The organism is Soonwooa sp. (genome assembly GCF_032062245.1).
In the GTDB taxonomy this organism is placed as follows: domain Bacteria; phylum Bacteroidota; class Bacteroidia; order Flavobacteriales; family Weeksellaceae; genus Soonwooa.
This window is the reverse complement of sequence record NZ_DAMBQF010000014.1, coordinates 22,601-39,145: the sequence shown is the minus strand read 5'-3', so window position 1 is coordinate 39,145 and position 16,545 is coordinate 22,601. Positions and strand designations below refer to the sequence as shown.

Sequence of the window (16,545 nt, the reverse complement as noted above, 5' to 3'; positions counted from 1 at the left end):
GTATTTTTGAATCTTAAATGCTGTATTCGTATTGACGATCCATCACAAAAGATTCCATAAATTTAGTTGTGTAATTTCCAGATAAGAAGTCTTCGTTGTCTAACAACTGTCTGTGGAAGGGGATTGTGGTTTTTACACCTTCAATATAGAATTCTTCCAAAGCACGTTTCATTTTAGCAATTGCTTCTTCTCTTGTTTGTGCTGTTGTAATCAACTTCGCAATCATCGAGTCGTAGTTAGGCGGTATGGCATAACCCGAATATACATGTGTGTCAACTCTTACACCATGACCTCCAGGGATATTTAACCCCGTGATTTTTCCTGGTGAAGGACGGAAATCCGCATAAGGGTCTTCCGCGTTGATACGACATTCGATTGCATGTAATTTTGGATAATAATTGATACCCGAAATTGGCGTTCCGGCAGCTAATAAGATTTGCTCACGGATAAGGTCGTAGTCGATAACTTGTTCTGTAATTGGGTGTTCTACTTGGATACGAGTATTCATCTCCATAAAGTAGAAATTACGGTGTTTGTCTACCAAAAACTCGATCGTTCCAACCCCTTCATAACCAATGTATTCGGCAGCTTTAACAGCGGCTTCACCCATTTTTTCACGAAGTTCATCCGTCATAAAAGGAGAAGGCGTTTCTTCAATAAGTTTTTGATTTCTTCTTTGGATAGAGCAATCTCTTTCTGACAAGTGACAAGCTTTTCCGTATTGGTCACCAGCAATTTGGATTTCGATATGACGTGGTTCTTCAATAAGTTTTTCCATGTACATTCCACCGTTTCCAAAAGCGGCGACAGCTTCTTGGATCGCAGATTCCCAATGTTCTTTTAGGTCTTCTTCTTTCCAAACAGCACGCATACCTTTACCACCACCACCAGCAGTAGCTTTGATCATTACTGGATAACCGGTTTCTTTAGCGATACGCACGGCATCTTCATAAGAATCGATTAGTCCGTCAGAGCCAGGTACGCATGGTATTCCAGCCTCTTTCATGGTTGCTTTAGCCGTAGCTTTATCACCCATTTTTTCAATCTGTTCTGGCGTTGCTCCAATAAATTTGATATTGTTGTTAGCACAAATTCTTGAGAAGTTTGCATTCTCTGATAAGAATCCGTAACCAGGATGGATAGCGTCTGCATTGGTAATTTCTGCAGCTGCAATAATGTTAGGAATCTTTAGATAAGAATCTTTACTCATCGCAGGGCCGATGCACACTGCTTCGTCCGCAAATCTTACATGTAAACTATCTTTGTCTGCTGTACTATATACTGCAACCGTTTTGATACCCATTTCTTTTGCGGTACGTAGAATTCGCATTGCGATTTCGCCACGGTTTGCAATTAATATTTTTTTGAACATCTTTTAGAATTTTAAATTTTAAATTTTGAATTTTAAATTATTTTAAATGTCAAAAAACATCTAAAATCTATAATTTATAATCTAAAATTGCTTACGATGGATCTACCAAGAATAATGGTTGGTCGTACTCAACAGGAGTAGCGTCATCAACTAAAATCTTAACGATTTTTCCGCTAACTTCAGCTTCGATTTGGTTGAATAATTTCATTGCTTCGATTACACAAACAACTTTGTCGGAAGTAATGCTATCACCAACGTTAACAAAAACGTCTTTGTCAGGTGATGGTTTTCTGTAGAAAGTACCAATCATCGGTGACTTAATAGTGATAAATTTGCTATCATCAGCTGATGCTGCTTCTGGAGCAGAACTCGGCGCTGGAGCAGAAGCTACAGCTTGAGGTGCCGCAACTGGAGCTTGGTAAGCAACAGGTTGAGATACATAACTAACTGGTTCTCCACCTAGTGGCGTTTTGATTAAAATTTCGAAGTCCTTGTTTTTATATTTTACTTCAGATACGCCTGCTTTAGCAACAAATCTAATAAGATTTTGAATGTCTTTAATATCCATATTGTAGGTAAATTATTTTAGAAAGTCAAAGATAATAAAAAACCACTCGATTTAGAGCAAATTGAGTGGTTTTTTATGTCGTGAATAAGATATTTTATGCTAAATATCTTAGTTGTCTTCAGTAGTTTCTACTGTTTTTTCCAATACTACTTTTCCTCTGTAGTATAGTTTTCCTTCATGCCAATGCGCTCTGTGGAAAAGGTGTAATTCTCCAGTTGTAGCGTCTTTAGCTAATTGAGGAGCAACAGCTTTGTAATGTGTTCTTCTTTTATCTCTTCTTGTAGACGATTGTCTTCTCTTAGGATGTGCCATTACTAGTGATTTTTTTTAAAATTCTATTATGAATTATTGTTATACTTAATTATTATCTTTCAATTTTTTGAGAGCTGCCCAGCGAGGATCGATCTCGTTTTCTTGCTCTTCTTCCTTTATTTTAGGACTGTATTTTTCTAAAAGTTGATGATAATCGTCTTCATCTTTTAGATTGGGAGAAAGTTTCTTCATTGGGACGCTTAACATAACACCTTCGTAGACTAGCTGTGCAATGTTAAAATCGCTGTCGCTATGCGGTATTGTGATAACTTCCTCGTTACTGTCATCATATTCTTCTCCTTGTTTTACAAGAATCTTTATGTCATGTTTAATTGGATGATCAAATTCTTCGTTGCTAATGTCGCAAATCAATTCGATTTTTCCAGTTATGTCAAACCAAAACTCTAGAAAAGTAGTGTGTTTGTCAAGTAAAACATCCACTTGTATTCTTGGTTTTGTAAATTCTTGTTCTATCCCGAACAAATCAAAGAACGCCTGATCGATTTCAAATCTAAACTCATGCTTACCTGTCTTTAGACCTGTAAATGCAATGTTATAATTTTTGAATTTGTCCATAAAATTCGGTTTGCAAAAATAACTTTATTTTTTGAAATAACAAAATAATTTTAAATCAAAGTTTTAAGAATCTATTTTGTTCTTAATTAACTTCTTCTGGTAAGTCTTCGTCATAGTTGTCTTTTGCGTTAACAACGCGTGGTCGCAACTTGCCTTTTTGAAGTTCAATATATTCCATTCTGTTGCGATAAATGTCAATCGCTGCAAAAATAGCTTCACTAAAACTTTGTTCGTTAGCAAGATTTTTTCCCGCGATGTCATAAGCAACACCATGATCTGGAGATGTTCTGATAATTGGTAAGCCGGCAGTATAATTAACACCTTCTTTGTAAGCAATCGTTTTGAAAGGCGCTAAACCTTGGTCATGATACATTGCTAAAACCGCATCAAATTTTCTATATTTTTCAGGTTGGAAGAAGCTGTCCGCTGGATAAGGTCCAAAAGCTAAAATCCCTCTATTAAAAAGTTCTTCAATCGCTGGTTGGATAATTTCGATTTCTTCTTTACCGATAACGCCACCGTCACCAGCATGAGGATTTAATCCTAAAACTGCAATTTTTGGTTTTTCGATGCAGAAATCTTCAATTAGAGTTTTGTTAAGCTGTTGAACTTGTTTAACGATTTTTTCTGTAGAAATGTTTTCAGCAACATCTTTTAAAGGAATATGATGCGTTGATACAGCAACTTTTAGGTCGTTTGTAATTAAAAACATAACACCTTTGCGACCTGCTTTTTCTTCGAAATAACCTGTGTGACCAGCATGTTGGAAACCATATTTCAACATTTCGTCTTTGTTGATTGGTGCGGTAACCAAAACGTCGATTTCTCTATTTAACAAAGCTTCTGTTGCAGCTTCTAAAGATGAAATTGCAAAACGTGTCGATTCTTTCGTTGGAACACCGAATTCTACATTCGAGTTGTCTTTAGAAAGATTTAACATGTTGATTTTACCATGTGCAGCTTCTCTTACATTTTGTATGTAATTGAAATTGAGGTGTTGAAGCTTGAAAAAATTCTTCTGATAACTAAATAATTTACCAGAACCAAAAATAATTGGCGTGAAGAAATCAGTAATCGCTTTATCTTTTAAAGACTTCATAATGATTTCTGGACCAATACCATTGAAATCACCTATCGAAATGCCTACTCTTACTTTATGATGCTTCGCACTCATTTTATTATCTTTGAATATTAATTGAAACTACAAATTTACAATTTTTGAAATTAAGCTTTGTAGTTATTATTGAAGATTTATTCTAAGTTTAAAATCCTTAAAGAGAAAATAAAATGTTTACAGGTATTGTTGAGGCAACAGGAAAAGTGCAAAATGTCGAAAAAAATGGAACGAATGTTGATTTCACGCTCGAGTGTAATTTTGCTAACGAGTTAAAAGTCGATCAAAGTCTAGCGCATAACGGCTGTTGTCTTACCGTTGTTGAGATTAATGCGCCGCAATATAAAGTAACTGCAATTGATGAGACTTTAGAAAAGACAAATCTCGGAAATTGGTCTGTTGGTACAGAGGTTAACCTTGAGCGTTGTCTGAAATTTGAAGGTCGATTAGACGGACATTTGGTGCAAGGTCATGTTGATAAAACGGGAAAAGTTGCGAAAATCGAAGATATGGACGGTAGTTTTTATGTGACGATTTCTTATGATGAGGAGATTAATTACACAACGGTACCACAAGGATCTATTACTGTTAACGGTATTAGTTTGACAGTGGCGGATAGTCAACCGAATCAGTTTTCGGTGGCAATAATCCCATATACTTGGGAGTTTACAAATATGAAACATATTAATGTCGGCGATGTTGTCAATTTAGAATTTGATATCATTGGGAAATATATTTCGAAATTGATGCAAAAACAGAATGTCATTAAGTAATTATAAAGGTTATAGTCTGCGTAACAGGATTTTTGTCGGATTTTTAATTGTCTGCCTTTTGAGTACAATCGGCTCTGCGGTGTTGTCGTATGTCGTGCTTCGCGATAATGCGATGACGCAAAGTAAGGTAGATAAGCAGAGTAAATCCGAGGCGTTGATGTCGTCTTTAGATTACGCGCTCAGTCATACCGAGGTTTTCGAAAAAGATTTACCTGAAGTTTTAGGGAACAAAATTTATGAAATAGCCGATATCAACAAGCATGATATTATTGTTTACGATCTGAAAGGTGATTATCTTCTGTCTAATAAAGATCCGAAACTCATAACCCAAAAACATATGCCGACTGACATTTTAGATAAACTAAGAAAAGACGGTTTGCAGTATGATAAAACGGAATATGATCCAAAATTAAAAGCAGATGTAACTTCGTCATACATGGTTCTTAAAAACAATATGTTAGCAAATATTGGTTACGTTTATTTTCCATTGTATCATAACGAAGACGTTTATCTACAAGTTTTTAACCGTTATCTGGGATTAATTATTCTTATTAATATTCTTATTCTTTTGGTTGGAGTTTGGATTAGTTGGGTGACTTCCAATAATTTAACAAAAAAAATTACGCGTTTTTCAAGTATTATTAATTCAATTAATTTGTTTGATGATAATATTCGGCCGATTCGATATTATCAAAATGATGAGCTTAACGGTTTGGTTAAAGCCTACAATAAATTGATTTCGGAAATCCAAGATCAAAGAGAAAAACTACGATATAAAGCTTCGGAAGAAGCTTGGCGCGAAATGGCAAAGCAGGTAGCACACGAGGTTAAAAACCCATTAACACCTATGAAGTTGACGATTCAGAATTTCGAAAGACGTTTTGATCCTGAAGACCCAGAAGTGACAAATAAGGTTAAAAAAATGTCTAAAGTTATCGTTGAGCAAATCGATCTTATTTCTGAAGTGGCGTCTGCTTTCTCCGAATTTGCAAAATTACCACAGCGTAATGATGTTATTTTTGATGTTGTTGAAGAGACGAAAAGTGTTGCGAATGTATTTGGAGCCAACAATATTTATATTCACTCTAACAAGGATGTTATTAACGTCAACATGGATAAAATCTATTTGACAAGAATTTTAACTAATTTAATTTCTAATTCCATTCAAGCGCAAGATTCGAGTCGACCAATGTTGATAAATGTTGATATCGAAAACATTCATAAAAAACTAAGAATAAGCGTTGAAGATAATGGTTTCGGGATTCCAGATGAAAAATTAATGAAGATTTTTGAACCAAATTTCACAACCAAAAGCTCAGGAATGGGACTTGGTTTAACAATGGTCAGAAAGATGATTGAAGATTACGGTGGCGAGATTTCTGTAAAGTCCGAAGTCGGAAAAGGCACGATTTTTACTATTATGTTGCCAACAAATATGTAATGTATGATGAAGGTTTTTAGATTCCAACAATTTGATATCATTCAGGATGAAGCGGTTTTTAGAGTTGGTACAGATGCGGTGTTGTTGGGTGCTTTAGCGAATCCAAAAGATGCTAAAACGGCTTTGGAAGTTGGTACAGGGACTGGCGTTATCTCTTTGATGTTGGCGCAACGTTTTCCAGAACTTCATGTTTTAGCTTTAGATATTAACGAAAAAGCGGTAGAAATTGCACAAGCTAATTTTAATGCTTCGCCTTTTTCAAATCGATTGAAGTCGCAACGAGCGGATTTCAAAAATTTTGATGTTGCTGAAAAAGTTGATTTTGTATTTTCTAATCCACCTTATTTTGAAGCTAATGATTCCTGTAAAGATGTCTTAGCTCGACAAAAAATTGAGTTGGGTTTTGGAGATTTAATTAAAACATCAAATGCTATTTTATCCGAATTTGGTGTTTTGGCGGTGATTATCCCTGCTCGAGAAGAAAATGACTTAATTGCCCTCTGCGAAAAGGAAAATTTACATCTTAAACGAAAAGTTTCGATAAGAGGAATTGAGGATGGGGAAGTGCGACGTGTGATTTTATCTTTTTCTAAATCGGAGGTCGATCGTTGTATTGTAGAAGAATTTGTTGTTGAAAAATCACCTCGTCAATATTCTGACCAATATCTAGAATTTACGAAAGATTTTCATCTTTTCAAGTCATAAAAAAAGCACCAAATGGTGCTTTTTTAGTTTTATAATATTTGAATTTTTACTCAAACAATTCTGCGGTGTCAAGTACGCTAACTTGTCCATTTTCGCAACGGATAGCTTCTCCTGGGAAATTCTGAATCATGTGATAATCATGCGTTGCCATCACCACGGCGCAATTATTTTCTGTCGCCACATTTTTTAACAAAGTCATAATGTCGTTTGATGTTTCAGGGTCTAGGTTTCCTGTTGGCTCATCCGCAAGGATTAATTCTGGGTGATTTAGCAAAGCTCTAGCAATTGCCACACGTTGTTGCTCGCCACCAGAAAGTTGGTGTGGCATTTTGTGTTTTTTGGTTTTCATACCAACGCTAGAAAGGACTTCGTTGATGCGATCTTCCATTCTTATTTTGTCTGACCAACCTGTCGCTTGTAGTACAAACAAGAGGTTTTTTTCAATATTTCTATCTGTCAAAAGTTGAAAATCTTGAAAGACGATTCCTAGTTTTCTTCTAAGGTTGGGGATGTCGGATTGACGAAGTTTTGCTAAGTCAAATCCTGCAACTTCTCCTTTTCCGCCTTGTAATGGAAGATGTCCGTAAAGTACTTTTAATAAAGAACTTTTTCCAGCACCAGTTTTTCCGATAAGGTAACAGAATTTTCCTTTTTGGATATGGAGATTAACGTTGTTAAGAACCGTAAAGTTCTTTTGTACAATTTTAGCATTGTCAAGATTGATAATGTTTTCTCCGCTTTCGTGTCTGTGTGGCATAGTTAAAAATCTTGTGGATTAAGTTTTCGACAGCAGTCGAATATTATCTCAAAAATAAGGAAAACTTTTAGGATAGACTTAATTTTTATCATTTTTTAACAACAAAAAATGCTTGAAAGACATTACTCTCAAGCATGATTTGTATGTAATAATTTAAGAATTATCTCTTAGCGCGTGCAGCACTTACAGTTAAACTCTTTCTGCCTTTTGCTCTTCTAGCTGCTAATACTCTTCTACCGTTAGGTGTAGACATTCTTTCTCTGAAACCGTGTTTGTTTCTTCTCTTTCTTTCCGATGGTTGGAATGTTCTTTTACTCATCACTAATATATTTAGTTCGTAATTATCTTTTGATTTTCAGATTGCAAATATAAGACTTTTATTTGTTGTCGCAAATCATTTTTGAAAATTATTTTAAAAATTTATTAGCATAATTTCTTTAACTAAGTTCTAGACGCTTTTTCTAAATTGTTTACTTTTGAAAACTGTAAGTATTATTATAAAAATGGCAGTTCTGTATTCCATATTCATAGAGGTTTTTATTATCGTTTTTAAGCTGTTTGCAATGTTTAATGCAAAAGCTAGAAAAGGTTTGCTTGGTCGAAATACCGCGATTGACTCTGTGCAAAGTCAATTAAATGGCAAGTCGGTCATTTGGATGCATGCTGCAAGTTTGGGCGAGTATGAGCAAGGTTTACCAGTTTTGGAACAATTGAAAACGGAGTTTCCAGATTCTAAAATTCTTATCAGTTTTTTCTCACCTTCGGGCTATGAAAATGTAATTAAAAAAGAGAATATCGCAGATCTTATTATTTATCTCCCGTTTGATAGAAAATCAACGATGCAAAAGTTGGTTAATGCGATGGATGTTAAGATTTTCTTTACTGTTAAATATGATTATTGGTATCATTTACTTCGAGCTTTAAAATCAAAAAATACCAAAATATTTGTTGTTTCGGCTTTGTTTTATGAAGGCCAAGTTTTTTTCAAAATGTATGGCGGTTGGTTTTCAAAACAGTTGAAGACTTGTCTAGATTGGGCGTTTCATCAGACTGTTGGGAGTTCTGCTTTGGCGAAAAGTGTTGGGATAAATCAATCTTCTGTAACTGGCGATACGCGATTTGATCGTGTTAAGCAACTAAAAAATCGAGATAATCACGTACCTTTTATTTCTGAATATGTTTTTAATAGAAGAAGTATTGTGCTGGGAAGTTCTTGGGATGCCGAGGAAAAAGCAGCGCAAGTTTTACATAAAAAACTTCCTAAAACCAAGTTGATTATTGCGCCGCATGATTTGAAGCGTGTTCCACATCTCAGATTACTATTTCCTCAAGCTTTATTGTATAGCGAAATTAACGAAAGGACTGATCTAGAAAGCAATGTTTTAATTATTGACAGTATTGGTTTGTTGTCAAAATTATATTCTTATGCGACTTTAGCAGTTGTTGGTGGCGGTTTTCACAGTGCGGGACTTCATAATATTTTGGAAGCTGCGGCGTTCGGAATTCCTGTGTTTTTTGGAGATCAATACAAAAAGAATCCAGAAGCTGATGCTTTAATAAAGATGAATGGCGGTAAAAATTTTTCTGACGAATTTGCGATGGCAGGTTATATCGAAGAATTGATTAAAAGCGCAAATCGTACACCAATTGATGAAGTATCGACTTTAAAAGAAATGTCCGAAAATGCAAAGTTCTTTGTCGAATCTCAGCCATATGCGACTAAGAAAATTCTTGCTAAAATTTTAAGTTTCTTTCCCGAAAAGACAGTTGTTTAATTTTAATTAAATAGCTTTGAATACTTCATAAAGCCGTTTAATGCCCAGTTAGCGGTGTAATACAAAGATTTAATCGTAGAATATTTCATGTGATCTTTGTAAACCAAATATTGGTCTTTGATGATGTTTTTTTTGTTTCGAGAAACGCTACTTTGGTGCATTCTGTATTTTGCCATGGTTTTCGGAAGTGGCTTTCCTTCGGGGATTTTTTTTAAAAGATTGAGCCACATCACATGATCTTCACGTTTGCTACCTTCGGGAAAATATTCTTTACCAACACGCGCAGAATCGTACATGGACGATAAAAGAGACAATCGACAGGTTTTCAAAAGATTGTTAAATGTCACCACTTTATCTGCTTTGAAGTCTTCAATCTGAGGAGTTAAATCTTCATTGCAACGTGCATAATTAGAATAAGCGATTTCGGCTTTTTCTTTTTTCATGAAGTTGACCATTTCTTCAAGAAAGTTGGGTTCCCAAAAGTCATCGGCATCAAGAAATGTGATAAAACGTCCAGAAGCTTTCTCGAGGGATAAATTACGGGCATGACCTGCGCCGCCATTTTTCTCAGCTTTTATTAAAATGATGCGCGAATCTTTGTGCTGTTCGATGATTTCGGTGGTTTTGTCCGAAGATTTATCGTCCGTGATAATCCATTCCCAATCCGTCAAAGTCTGTGATAAAACCGAACTAATCGTTTCCTGAATATATTTTTCAGTATTGTAACTCGGCGTAATAATCGAAACTTCTGGCATTTTGTGTTTTTTGCAAATTTAACAATACTACAACAAAAAGAGCCTTTCGGCTCTTAATTTATTCTTGTATTTTAGCTTTCCAAGTTATTCCGCTGATGTCGGTTAAGGCGATTTCGTGGACAATTTGATCGATTTCGAAATTTAAATTTGCTTTTGCGCCCAAAGGTAGAAGTAGGCTGTGTTTGTGAGGTTTGATTTTCGCAACATAATAATTTTTAATTTGTTGTTTGTTAAACTTGCTCAAATCTTCCATGCCTAGACTTTTGACGTTGTTTCCATTTTGATCCAAAAAATCAATTCCTATTAAAAAAGAACCATAGACATCGGCACCTTCAAATCTCATCACATCGAAGCTAACTTGGTTTTTATCTTGTTTAAGATTTGTGATTTCCAATTTTGGCTTGACCGATTTGTTGTGAAGATCGCCATAGACGCCACCGTGGAAAACTTGATTAGTATAAAGTGTCAATCCAAATATTAAAAAACTGATGACTAAAAAAGGCGTGTAGAATTTTAGATTGAGCTTTTCATTAAATTGAGTCTCGTTTAAAACAAAATTCTTTGAAAGTCCATCAATCGAAATTTTGCCGCCACCCAAGTGGAAAAGTGTGAATCCTCCTGCAATTCCCAAAACGCCAATTTGCCATTCGTCGAGGCAAGTTGTACCAATCCAGCCAGAGCCAAGGAGAATTCCTAAAGCTAACGACATAACGATAAGACTGTTGATTCGGGTTTTGTAACCTATCATTAAAAATAAGCCGACAAATCCCTCAACAATCGTGAAAATCCACATTTTTGTCAGTAGAATTTCGGGATTGCTTACGAGGTATTCTATTAAAGGTTTTATAAAAAGTGCATTCGGAAGAAAATGATTAAATTTTTCACCGATGTAGCCAGGAACTTCTGGATCTAGTTTGTTTTCTAAAATTAATCGCCTCCAAAAAGCGGAAAAATATGTCCAGCCAATTACAAGGCGGAGCGCTAATCCTGCGTTAGGAAAAGCATTGATGATTGTTTTGTTCATTATTGCAATATTTGATTTTAAATAAATTTTTGACGTGAAAGTTTATTTAAAAATAATTGCAATTTTGAGTTGAGAATAGAGTAGGAAGAGTCGCTCTTGGACGCGCTCGCGAATGACAAAAGCGGTCTTTTCTTTAGTTTTAAAAATGAAATCTTCAATGTTTTTAAAACTGAAAAAATCATTTGCTAAAGCTTGGTCAAGAACAAATTTGACTTTTGTTTTGGTTTTTAAATTTTGGGTGTCACAAGTTGACTTATCCGAAAAATTACTTTTGTTGGGAGAGGTTTTATCAAAACTAAATTCCTTTTGCGACGTCATTTGGAAAAGACTTGCCTTCACGCTACATGGCGAAAACAAAATCCCGATCACAAAAATTATTTGTAAAAACACTCGCATGTGGGCAAAAATAGCCTTTTAAAATACCAAAACAAAGTTTTTAAGTTTTCTTAATACTTTATTTGCAGTTAAATATGTGTTAAAATGCTTATCTTTGGAAGTCTTTTTGGAAGCCAAAACGAAAGTGTTTTCCAAAATCTTATCTACAATTTTTGATTTTACCAGAAAAATTATTTTTAAAACTTCTATTGTTTAAAATTTTATATCTTTGCAATGTCGTTTTTAAAGATGTTAATATTTGGGTTTTCCAAGATTGATAGAATTATTAACTACAAAATAATATTTTAACAGTGTTTTACGATCACCAACAGATTGAAAAGAAGTGGCAGAAGTATTGGGAAGAAAACCAAACTTACAAAACATCGGACGCTACTTCTAAGCCGAAATTTTATGTATTAGATATGTTCCCTTATCCATCGGGAGCAGGACTCCACGTGGGACATCCGCTCGGGTATATTGCGTCGGATATCTATGCAAGATACAAAAGACATCAAGGCTTCAACGTGTTACATCCTGTTGGTTACGATAGTTTTGGTTTGCCAGCCGAGCAATATGCTATCCAAACTGGACAGCATCCTGCGGTGACGACAGAGCAAAATATTAATCGTTACGAAGAGCAACTTAAAAAGATTGGGTTCTCTTTTGATTGGAGTCGCGAGATTCGTACGTCTGATGCATCTTATTATAAATGGACACAATGGATTTTTATTCAATTATTTCATTCGTGGTATAATAAGGATACGGACAAAGCAGAATCGATTGATACGTTGATTAAACATTTTGAAGCAAAAGGTACAGACGGACTTAATGCCAATCAGAATGATGAATTAAACTTTACTGCAGAAGAATGGAAAGCGGCTTCGGAAGAAGATAAGCAAGATATTTTATTAAATTATCGTTTGGCGTTTCGTGCTGAGACAACGGTTAATTGGTGTCCAGCTTTAGGAACGGTTTTAGCGAACGATGAAGTTATTGGAGGTAAATCTGAGCGTGGTGGTTTTCCTGTGTATCAAAAGAAAATGATGCAATGGAGTATGCGTATTTCTGCATATTCTGAAAGATTATTGCAAGGTCTTGCGACTTTGGATTGGCCACAGCCGCTTAAAGATTCTCAAGAATATTGGATCGGGAAATCTCAAGGTGCGAAAGTTAAATTTTTGATTGATGGTTCTCAGTTGATTGTTGATGATGTTCAGGAAAATTCTGACAACCAACAACCAGCAACCGACGACGTGATTGAAGTTTTCACAACGCGTCCTGATACTATTTTTGGATCGACATTTATGGTGTTGGCGCCAGAAAATCCTTTGGTAGAAAATATTACAACAGAAGCTCAAAAAGCAGAAGTTGAAAATTATATTGCCGAAACTTCTAAAAAAACAGAGCGCGATCGTATGGCTGATGTTAAGTCGGTTTCGGGTGCTTTCACAGGAAGTTACGCCATCAATCCTTTTACAGGAAAGAAGATGCCGATTTATATTTCGGATTATGTGTTGATGGGTTACGGAACAGGCGCAGTTATGGCGGTTCCAGCGCATGATGAACGCGATCACAGATTTGCAAAGAAATTCGGTTTAGAAATTATCGAAGTTGTTGAAGGTGGCGAAAATGTTCAGGAAGAAGCTTTTGCTTCAAAAGATGGAAAATGCATTAACTCTGATTTCTTAAATGGTTTAAATTACGAAGAAGCGAAATCTAAAATCATTGAAGAAATTGTAAAACGAAATATCGGCGAGGCTACAATTAATTATAGACAACGTGATGCGATTTTTTCTCGTCAGCGTTATTGGGGCGAGCCAGTTCCTGTTTATTTTAAAAATGATTTGCCCTACACATTGCCGGTTTCTGCTTTGCCATTGGCTTTGCCAGAAGTTGAAAAATATTTGCCAACAGAAGATGGTGATCCACCTTTAGGGAATGCTAAAGACTTTGCTTGGGACGAAGCGAATCAAAAAGTGGTTGCAACGGATTTAATAGATAATGTAACGGTATTTCCATTAGAATTGTCAACGATGCCAGGTTGGGCAGGTAGCTCTTGGTATTTCTTAAGATATATGGATCCGCACGATGATGAGGTATTCTGCAAAAAAGAATTGTCGGATTATTGGGGACAAGTTGATTTGTATATCGGAGGAAGTGAGCATGCAACAGGACATTTGTTGTATTCTCGTTTTTGGAATATGTTCTTAAAAGACAGAGGTTATATTGACCAAGACGAACCTTTCCAGAAACTGATCAATCAAGGGATGATTTTAGGGATGAGTGCTTTTGTGTTTAGAATTGATGGGAGTAATCAATTTGTTTCTAAAGCTTTGGCAGGTGATTATAAAACGCAGAAAATCCACGTTGATGTTTCTTTGTTAAAAGGCGGAAGTGACGAGCTGGACACCGAAGCATTCAAAATGTGGAGACCAGAATTTGCGGATGCAGAATTTATCCTAGATAACGGAAAATATATCACAGAACGTGAGGTTGAGAAAATGTCAAAGTCGAAGTTTAACGTGGTGAATCCTGATGATATTAGTGAAGAATTTGGGGCAGATTGTCTTCGTCTTTACGAAATGTTTTTAGGACCGTTGGAGCAATCAAAACCTTGGAATACACAGGGGCTTAGCGGTGTTTATGGCTTTTTGAAAAAATTCTGGAACTTGTATTTTGATGGTGATACTTTCGTGGTGAGCGATGATGAGCCAACAAAAGCGGAATATAAAGTCTTGCATACCTTAATAAAGAAGGTGGTCTACGATGTTGAGAACTTCTCATTTAATACGTCGGTGTCTTCATTTATGATTGCAGTTAACGAATTGCAAAAATTAAAATGTAACAAAAGAGCGATTCTGAAACCTCTAGCTGTCATTATTTCACCTTATGCACCGCATATTTGTGAAGAATTATGGAGTCTGTTAGGTCATGATGAAAGTGTGGAATATGTTAAATTTCCAGAATTAGATGAAAACTATTTGGTTGAGGATGAAATTGAATATCCAGTTAGTTTTAATGGAAAAATGAAATTCAAATTAGCACTTTCAGCCACTTTGACAGCTAACGAAATTGAAGAAATAATATTAAAAGATGAGCGCGTAATCAACTTTTTGGGAAGTCAAGCTCCAAAAAAATTGATTATTGTGCCTAAGAAAATCATAAATATCGTAATTTAGTGCCGTTTCTTAGTATAAATTAAGCGAGTGTTTAAAACGAAATACTATTTAAAAGTTCAAAAAAATACAGGCTTATTTTAGACTTTAATAAAACGAATAAAAGTATAGAAGTAAAAATGACGCAATATTTTTTGAAATAAATATCAATATAATAATTATTTATCTAAAGCGCTAATATAAATTAGAAGTTAAATGTATACTAAGTATTGCATTTTTAATTTATTTGCCTTTATTTTACAACCTAGAAAATTTAACAATTATAATTTAGTTTAATATGGAAATGAATGTTTCGAACACAGACGAGCAAGTAGTTGCTAGAAAAAAGGGAGGCCTTAATCCGGCTATAATTTTACCAATTCTTTACTTAGTTGCATTAGCAATCTATCTATTTGTACTAGGTAATCCGTCTAACTTTGCTGCTAACCCAAAAGTAACGGGAGCATCAGTAGCTTTAGCAGATGTAGAATCTAAAGAATTACACCCAGAAGGATTTATGGGTATTATCTACATGGGAGGTCCAGTAGTACACATCCTTATCCTTTTCATGCTTACAGTAGTTGTGTTCTCGATTGAGCGTTTCTTAGTTTTAGGGAAAGCTGCAGGTAACGGTAACTTAGATAACTTCGTAATGAAAGTTAGAAGCTTACTTAACCAAAACAAGATTGATGAAGCAATGGAAGAGTGTGACAGACAAAAAGGATCTGTTGGTAACGTAGTTAAAGAAGGTCTTACGACTTACAAAGCTTTAGCTAAAGACAACACACTTAACAAAGAGCAAAAAATGATCGCTCTTAACAAGTCAATCGAAGAAGCTACAACTCTTGAGATGCCAATGTTAGAGAAAAACATGAACATTCTTTCTACATTAGGTACAGTTGCAACCCTTATTGCGCTTTTAGGTACGGTAATCGGGATGATTAAAGCGTTCCACGCTTTAGGATCTGGAGGAGGTACTCCTGATGCTGCTGCATTATCAATCGGTATTTCTGAAGCACTTATTAATACGGCTTTAGGTATTGGTACATCAGCTATCGCGATTATTTTCTACAACTTCTTTACTGCTAAAATTGATGGTTTAACTTATAAGATTGACGAAATCTCTATGAGTATCCAACAATCTTTTGCTGAGTTCAACTAAGAACAAACTCAGTTAGATATAATTGCTAGCACGCAATTTGTAATTCAAGAAGTTAGTTAAAGAAATAATAATAAAATGGCGAAAATTAAACCAAAAAGACATGGAGTGGTAACCGACATGACAGCGATGTGTGATGTTGCGTTCTTACTACTTACATTCTTTATCTTGACCACACAGTTTAAGAAACCAGATGTGGAACAAATCAAACCGCCATCATCAATATCAGAAAAATTGTTACCTGATGCGAGTCTTATGACCATCAACGTAACACCAGAAGGTAAATTCTATTTTACTCCAGTTGATAACGGTGCAGAAAGAGTACAGTTATTAGAAAAAATGGGTGCTAAATACGGAATGACTTTCAACGATAAAGAAAAGGTGGCATTTGCGAAAGTGCAAACAATCGGTGTTCCGATGAATCAGCTAAAAGGTTATCTAGGTCTTTCAGAAGATCAATTAAAAACCTTTAAAGCTAAAGAAGGAGTGCCTTTGGATAGCGTTAATAAGCAAGTTATTGATTGGGTACAACAAAGTTTGGCAGTTAACCCTAGCTACAAGTTAGCTATTAAAGGTGATGTGTCAACAAAGTATCCAAAAGTAAAAGACTTATTTGAAGGCTTAAGAGATATAGATTTTCTTAAGTTTTGGTTAATAACATCTCAAGAAGGGAAATAATAAATA

General features: G+C 35.3%; 17 protein-coding genes. 7 read left to right on the top strand and 10 right to left on the bottom strand.

Going from position 1 to position 16,545, the window contains the following annotated elements:
- Positions 1-13 precede the first annotated feature (13 nt).
- The 5 genes from accC to pdxA all read right to left on the bottom strand — a co-directional run bounded on the left by accC (position 14) and on the right by pdxA (position 4,002).
- Complete coding sequence (accC, locus tag RT037_RS08465) at positions 14-1,372, bottom strand: acetyl-CoA carboxylase biotin carboxylase subunit (protein ID WP_313029964.1); 1,359 nt, start codon at positions 1,370-1,372, stop codon at positions 14-16.
- Between the two features lie 91 nt (positions 1,373-1,463).
- Positions 1,464-1,940, bottom strand: coding sequence for an acetyl-CoA carboxylase biotin carboxyl carrier protein (accB, locus tag RT037_RS08460; RefSeq protein ID WP_313029960.1), 477 nt, complete (start codon positions 1,938-1,940; stop codon positions 1,464-1,466).
- A 108-nt stretch (positions 1,941-2,048) separates the two neighbouring features.
- A complete protein-coding gene (rpmF, locus tag RT037_RS08455) occupies positions 2,049-2,252 on the bottom strand; it encodes a 50S ribosomal protein L32 (RefSeq protein WP_312322572.1) in 204 nt (67 codons plus the stop codon).
- A 45-nt stretch (positions 2,253-2,297) separates the two neighbouring features.
- Entirely contained in the window at positions 2,298-2,828 is a 531-nt protein-coding gene (locus RT037_RS08450) for a DUF177 domain-containing protein (protein WP_312322573.1), read from the bottom strand.
- A gap of 82 nt (positions 2,829-2,910) precedes the next feature.
- The gene (gene pdxA / locus RT037_RS08445) at positions 2,911-4,002 is read right to left on the bottom strand and encodes a 4-hydroxythreonine-4-phosphate dehydrogenase PdxA (RefSeq protein WP_313029955.1); all 1,092 of its coding nucleotides are present in this window, start codon (positions 4,000-4,002) and stop codon (positions 2,911-2,913) included.
- 113 nt (positions 4,003-4,115) lie between these two features.
- On the opposite strand from pdxA, the gene RT037_RS08440 reads away from it, so the two are divergent.
- The 3 genes from RT037_RS08440 to RT037_RS08430 are packed head-to-tail and all read left to right on the top strand — an operon-like array spanning position 4,116 to position 6,861.
- Positions 4,116-4,715, top strand: coding sequence for a riboflavin synthase (locus RT037_RS08440; protein WP_312322576.1), 600 nt, complete (start codon positions 4,116-4,118; stop codon positions 4,713-4,715).
- Positions 4,702-6,156 carry a HAMP domain-containing sensor histidine kinase gene (locus RT037_RS08435; protein WP_312322577.1) on the top strand — a complete coding sequence of 485 codons (1,455 nt, stop codon included), beginning with the start codon at positions 4,702-4,704 and terminating at the stop codon, positions 6,154-6,156. The genes RT037_RS08440 and RT037_RS08435 overlap by 14 nt, the downstream gene beginning before the upstream one ends.
- Positions 6,157-6,159: 3 nt before the next feature.
- Positions 6,160-6,861, top strand: a complete 702-nt coding sequence (locus RT037_RS08430; protein ID WP_313029950.1) for a tRNA1(Val) (adenine(37)-N6)-methyltransferase — start codon at positions 6,160-6,162, stop codon at positions 6,859-6,861.
- 46 nt (positions 6,862-6,907) lie between these two features.
- Here RT037_RS08430 and RT037_RS08425 read toward each other — a convergent pair whose 3' ends face one another.
- Together RT037_RS08425 and rpmH are read right to left on the bottom strand one after the other, a co-directional pair.
- Positions 6,908-7,618, bottom strand: a complete 711-nt coding sequence (locus tag RT037_RS08425; protein WP_312322580.1) for an ATP-binding cassette domain-containing protein — start codon at positions 7,616-7,618, stop codon at positions 6,908-6,910.
- Between the two features lie 160 nt (positions 7,619-7,778).
- Positions 7,779-7,937 carry a 50S ribosomal protein L34 gene (gene rpmH, locus RT037_RS08420; RefSeq protein WP_039365072.1) on the bottom strand — a complete coding sequence of 53 codons (159 nt, stop codon included), beginning with the start codon at positions 7,935-7,937 and terminating at the stop codon, positions 7,779-7,781.
- A gap of 184 nt (positions 7,938-8,121) precedes the next feature.
- Here rpmH and RT037_RS08415 point away from each other — a divergent pair, with 184 nt between their 5' ends.
- Positions 8,122-9,393, top strand: a complete 1,272-nt coding sequence (locus RT037_RS08415) for a glycosyltransferase N-terminal domain-containing protein (protein WP_313029946.1) — start codon at positions 8,122-8,124, stop codon at positions 9,391-9,393.
- A gap of 2 nt (positions 9,394-9,395) precedes the next feature.
- Here RT037_RS08415 and RT037_RS08410 read toward each other — a convergent pair whose 3' ends face one another.
- Genes RT037_RS08410 through RT037_RS08400 form a run of 3 tightly spaced genes read right to left on the bottom strand, consistent with a single transcriptional unit; the run spans position 9,396 to position 11,541 of the window.
- Positions 9,396-10,148: a glycosyltransferase family 2 protein gene (locus RT037_RS08410; protein WP_313029942.1), complete on the bottom strand. Its 753-nt coding sequence runs from the start codon at positions 10,146-10,148 to the stop codon at positions 9,396-9,398.
- 58 nt (positions 10,149-10,206) lie between these two features.
- Complete coding sequence (locus RT037_RS08405; protein ID WP_312322941.1) at positions 10,207-11,172, bottom strand: TQO small subunit DoxD; 966 nt, start codon at positions 11,170-11,172, stop codon at positions 10,207-10,209.
- 42 nt (positions 11,173-11,214) lie between these two features.
- Positions 11,215-11,541 carry a hypothetical protein gene (locus RT037_RS08400; RefSeq protein WP_313029938.1) on the bottom strand — a complete coding sequence of 109 codons (327 nt, stop codon included), beginning with the start codon at positions 11,539-11,541 and terminating at the stop codon, positions 11,215-11,217.
- A gap of 317 nt (positions 11,542-11,858) precedes the next feature.
- Between RT037_RS08400 and leuS the strand changes: the two genes are divergently transcribed.
- The 3 genes from leuS to RT037_RS08385 all read left to right on the top strand — a co-directional run bounded on the left by leuS (position 11,859) and on the right by RT037_RS08385 (position 16,539).
- Positions 11,859-14,726 carry a leucine--tRNA ligase gene (gene leuS, locus RT037_RS08395; RefSeq protein ID WP_313029934.1) on the top strand — a complete coding sequence of 956 codons (2,868 nt, stop codon included), beginning with the start codon at positions 11,859-11,861 and terminating at the stop codon, positions 14,724-14,726.
- A gap of 274 nt (positions 14,727-15,000) precedes the next feature.
- A complete protein-coding gene (locus RT037_RS08390; protein WP_313029930.1) occupies positions 15,001-15,864 on the top strand; it encodes a MotA/TolQ/ExbB proton channel family protein in 864 nt (287 codons plus the stop codon).
- A 75-nt stretch (positions 15,865-15,939) separates the two neighbouring features.
- Positions 15,940-16,539, top strand: coding sequence for a biopolymer transporter ExbD (locus RT037_RS08385; RefSeq protein WP_312322946.1), 600 nt, complete (start codon positions 15,940-15,942; stop codon positions 16,537-16,539).
- Positions 16,540-16,545: the final 6 nt, after the last annotated feature.

Excerpts from the sequence above, each read along its gene's own strand:
- accC (WP_313029964.1), bottom strand. The coding sequence starts at position 1,372 with ATGTTCAAAAAAATATTAATTGCAAACCGTGGCGAAATCGCAATGCGA.
- accB (WP_313029960.1), bottom strand. The coding sequence starts at position 1,940 with ATGGATATTAAAGACATTCAAAATCTTATTAGATTTGTTGCTAAAGCA.
- rpmF (WP_312322572.1), bottom strand. The coding sequence starts at position 2,252 with ATGGCACATCCTAAGAGAAGACAATCGTCTACAAGAAGAGATAAAAGA.
- RT037_RS08450 (WP_312322573.1), bottom strand. The coding sequence starts at position 2,828 with ATGGACAAATTCAAAAATTATAACATTGCATTTACAGGTCTAAAGACA.
- pdxA (WP_313029955.1), bottom strand. The coding sequence starts at position 4,002 with ATGAGTGCGAAGCATCATAAAGTAAGAGTAGGCATTTCGATAGGTGAT.
- RT037_RS08440 (WP_312322576.1), top strand. The coding sequence starts at position 4,116 with ATGTTTACAGGTATTGTTGAGGCAACAGGAAAAGTGCAAAATGTCGAA.
- RT037_RS08435 (WP_312322577.1), top strand. The coding sequence starts at position 4,702 with ATGTCATTAAGTAATTATAAAGGTTATAGTCTGCGTAACAGGATTTTT.
- RT037_RS08430 (WP_313029950.1), top strand. The coding sequence starts at position 6,160 with ATGATGAAGGTTTTTAGATTCCAACAATTTGATATCATTCAGGATGAA.
- RT037_RS08425 (WP_312322580.1), bottom strand. The coding sequence starts at position 7,618 with ATGCCACACAGACACGAAAGCGGAGAAAACATTATCAATCTTGACAAT.
- rpmH (WP_039365072.1), bottom strand. The coding sequence starts at position 7,937 with ATGAGTAAAAGAACATTCCAACCATCGGAAAGAAAGAGAAGAAACAAA.
- RT037_RS08415 (WP_313029946.1), top strand. The coding sequence starts at position 8,122 with ATGGCAGTTCTGTATTCCATATTCATAGAGGTTTTTATTATCGTTTTT.
- RT037_RS08410 (WP_313029942.1), bottom strand. The coding sequence starts at position 10,148 with ATGCCAGAAGTTTCGATTATTACGCCGAGTTACAATACTGAAAAATAT.
- RT037_RS08405 (WP_312322941.1), bottom strand. The coding sequence starts at position 11,172 with ATGAACAAAACAATCATCAATGCTTTTCCTAACGCAGGATTAGCGCTC.
- RT037_RS08390 (WP_313029930.1), top strand. The coding sequence starts at position 15,001 with ATGGAAATGAATGTTTCGAACACAGACGAGCAAGTAGTTGCTAGAAAA.
- RT037_RS08385 (WP_312322946.1), top strand. The coding sequence starts at position 15,940 with ATGGCGAAAATTAAACCAAAAAGACATGGAGTGGTAACCGACATGACA.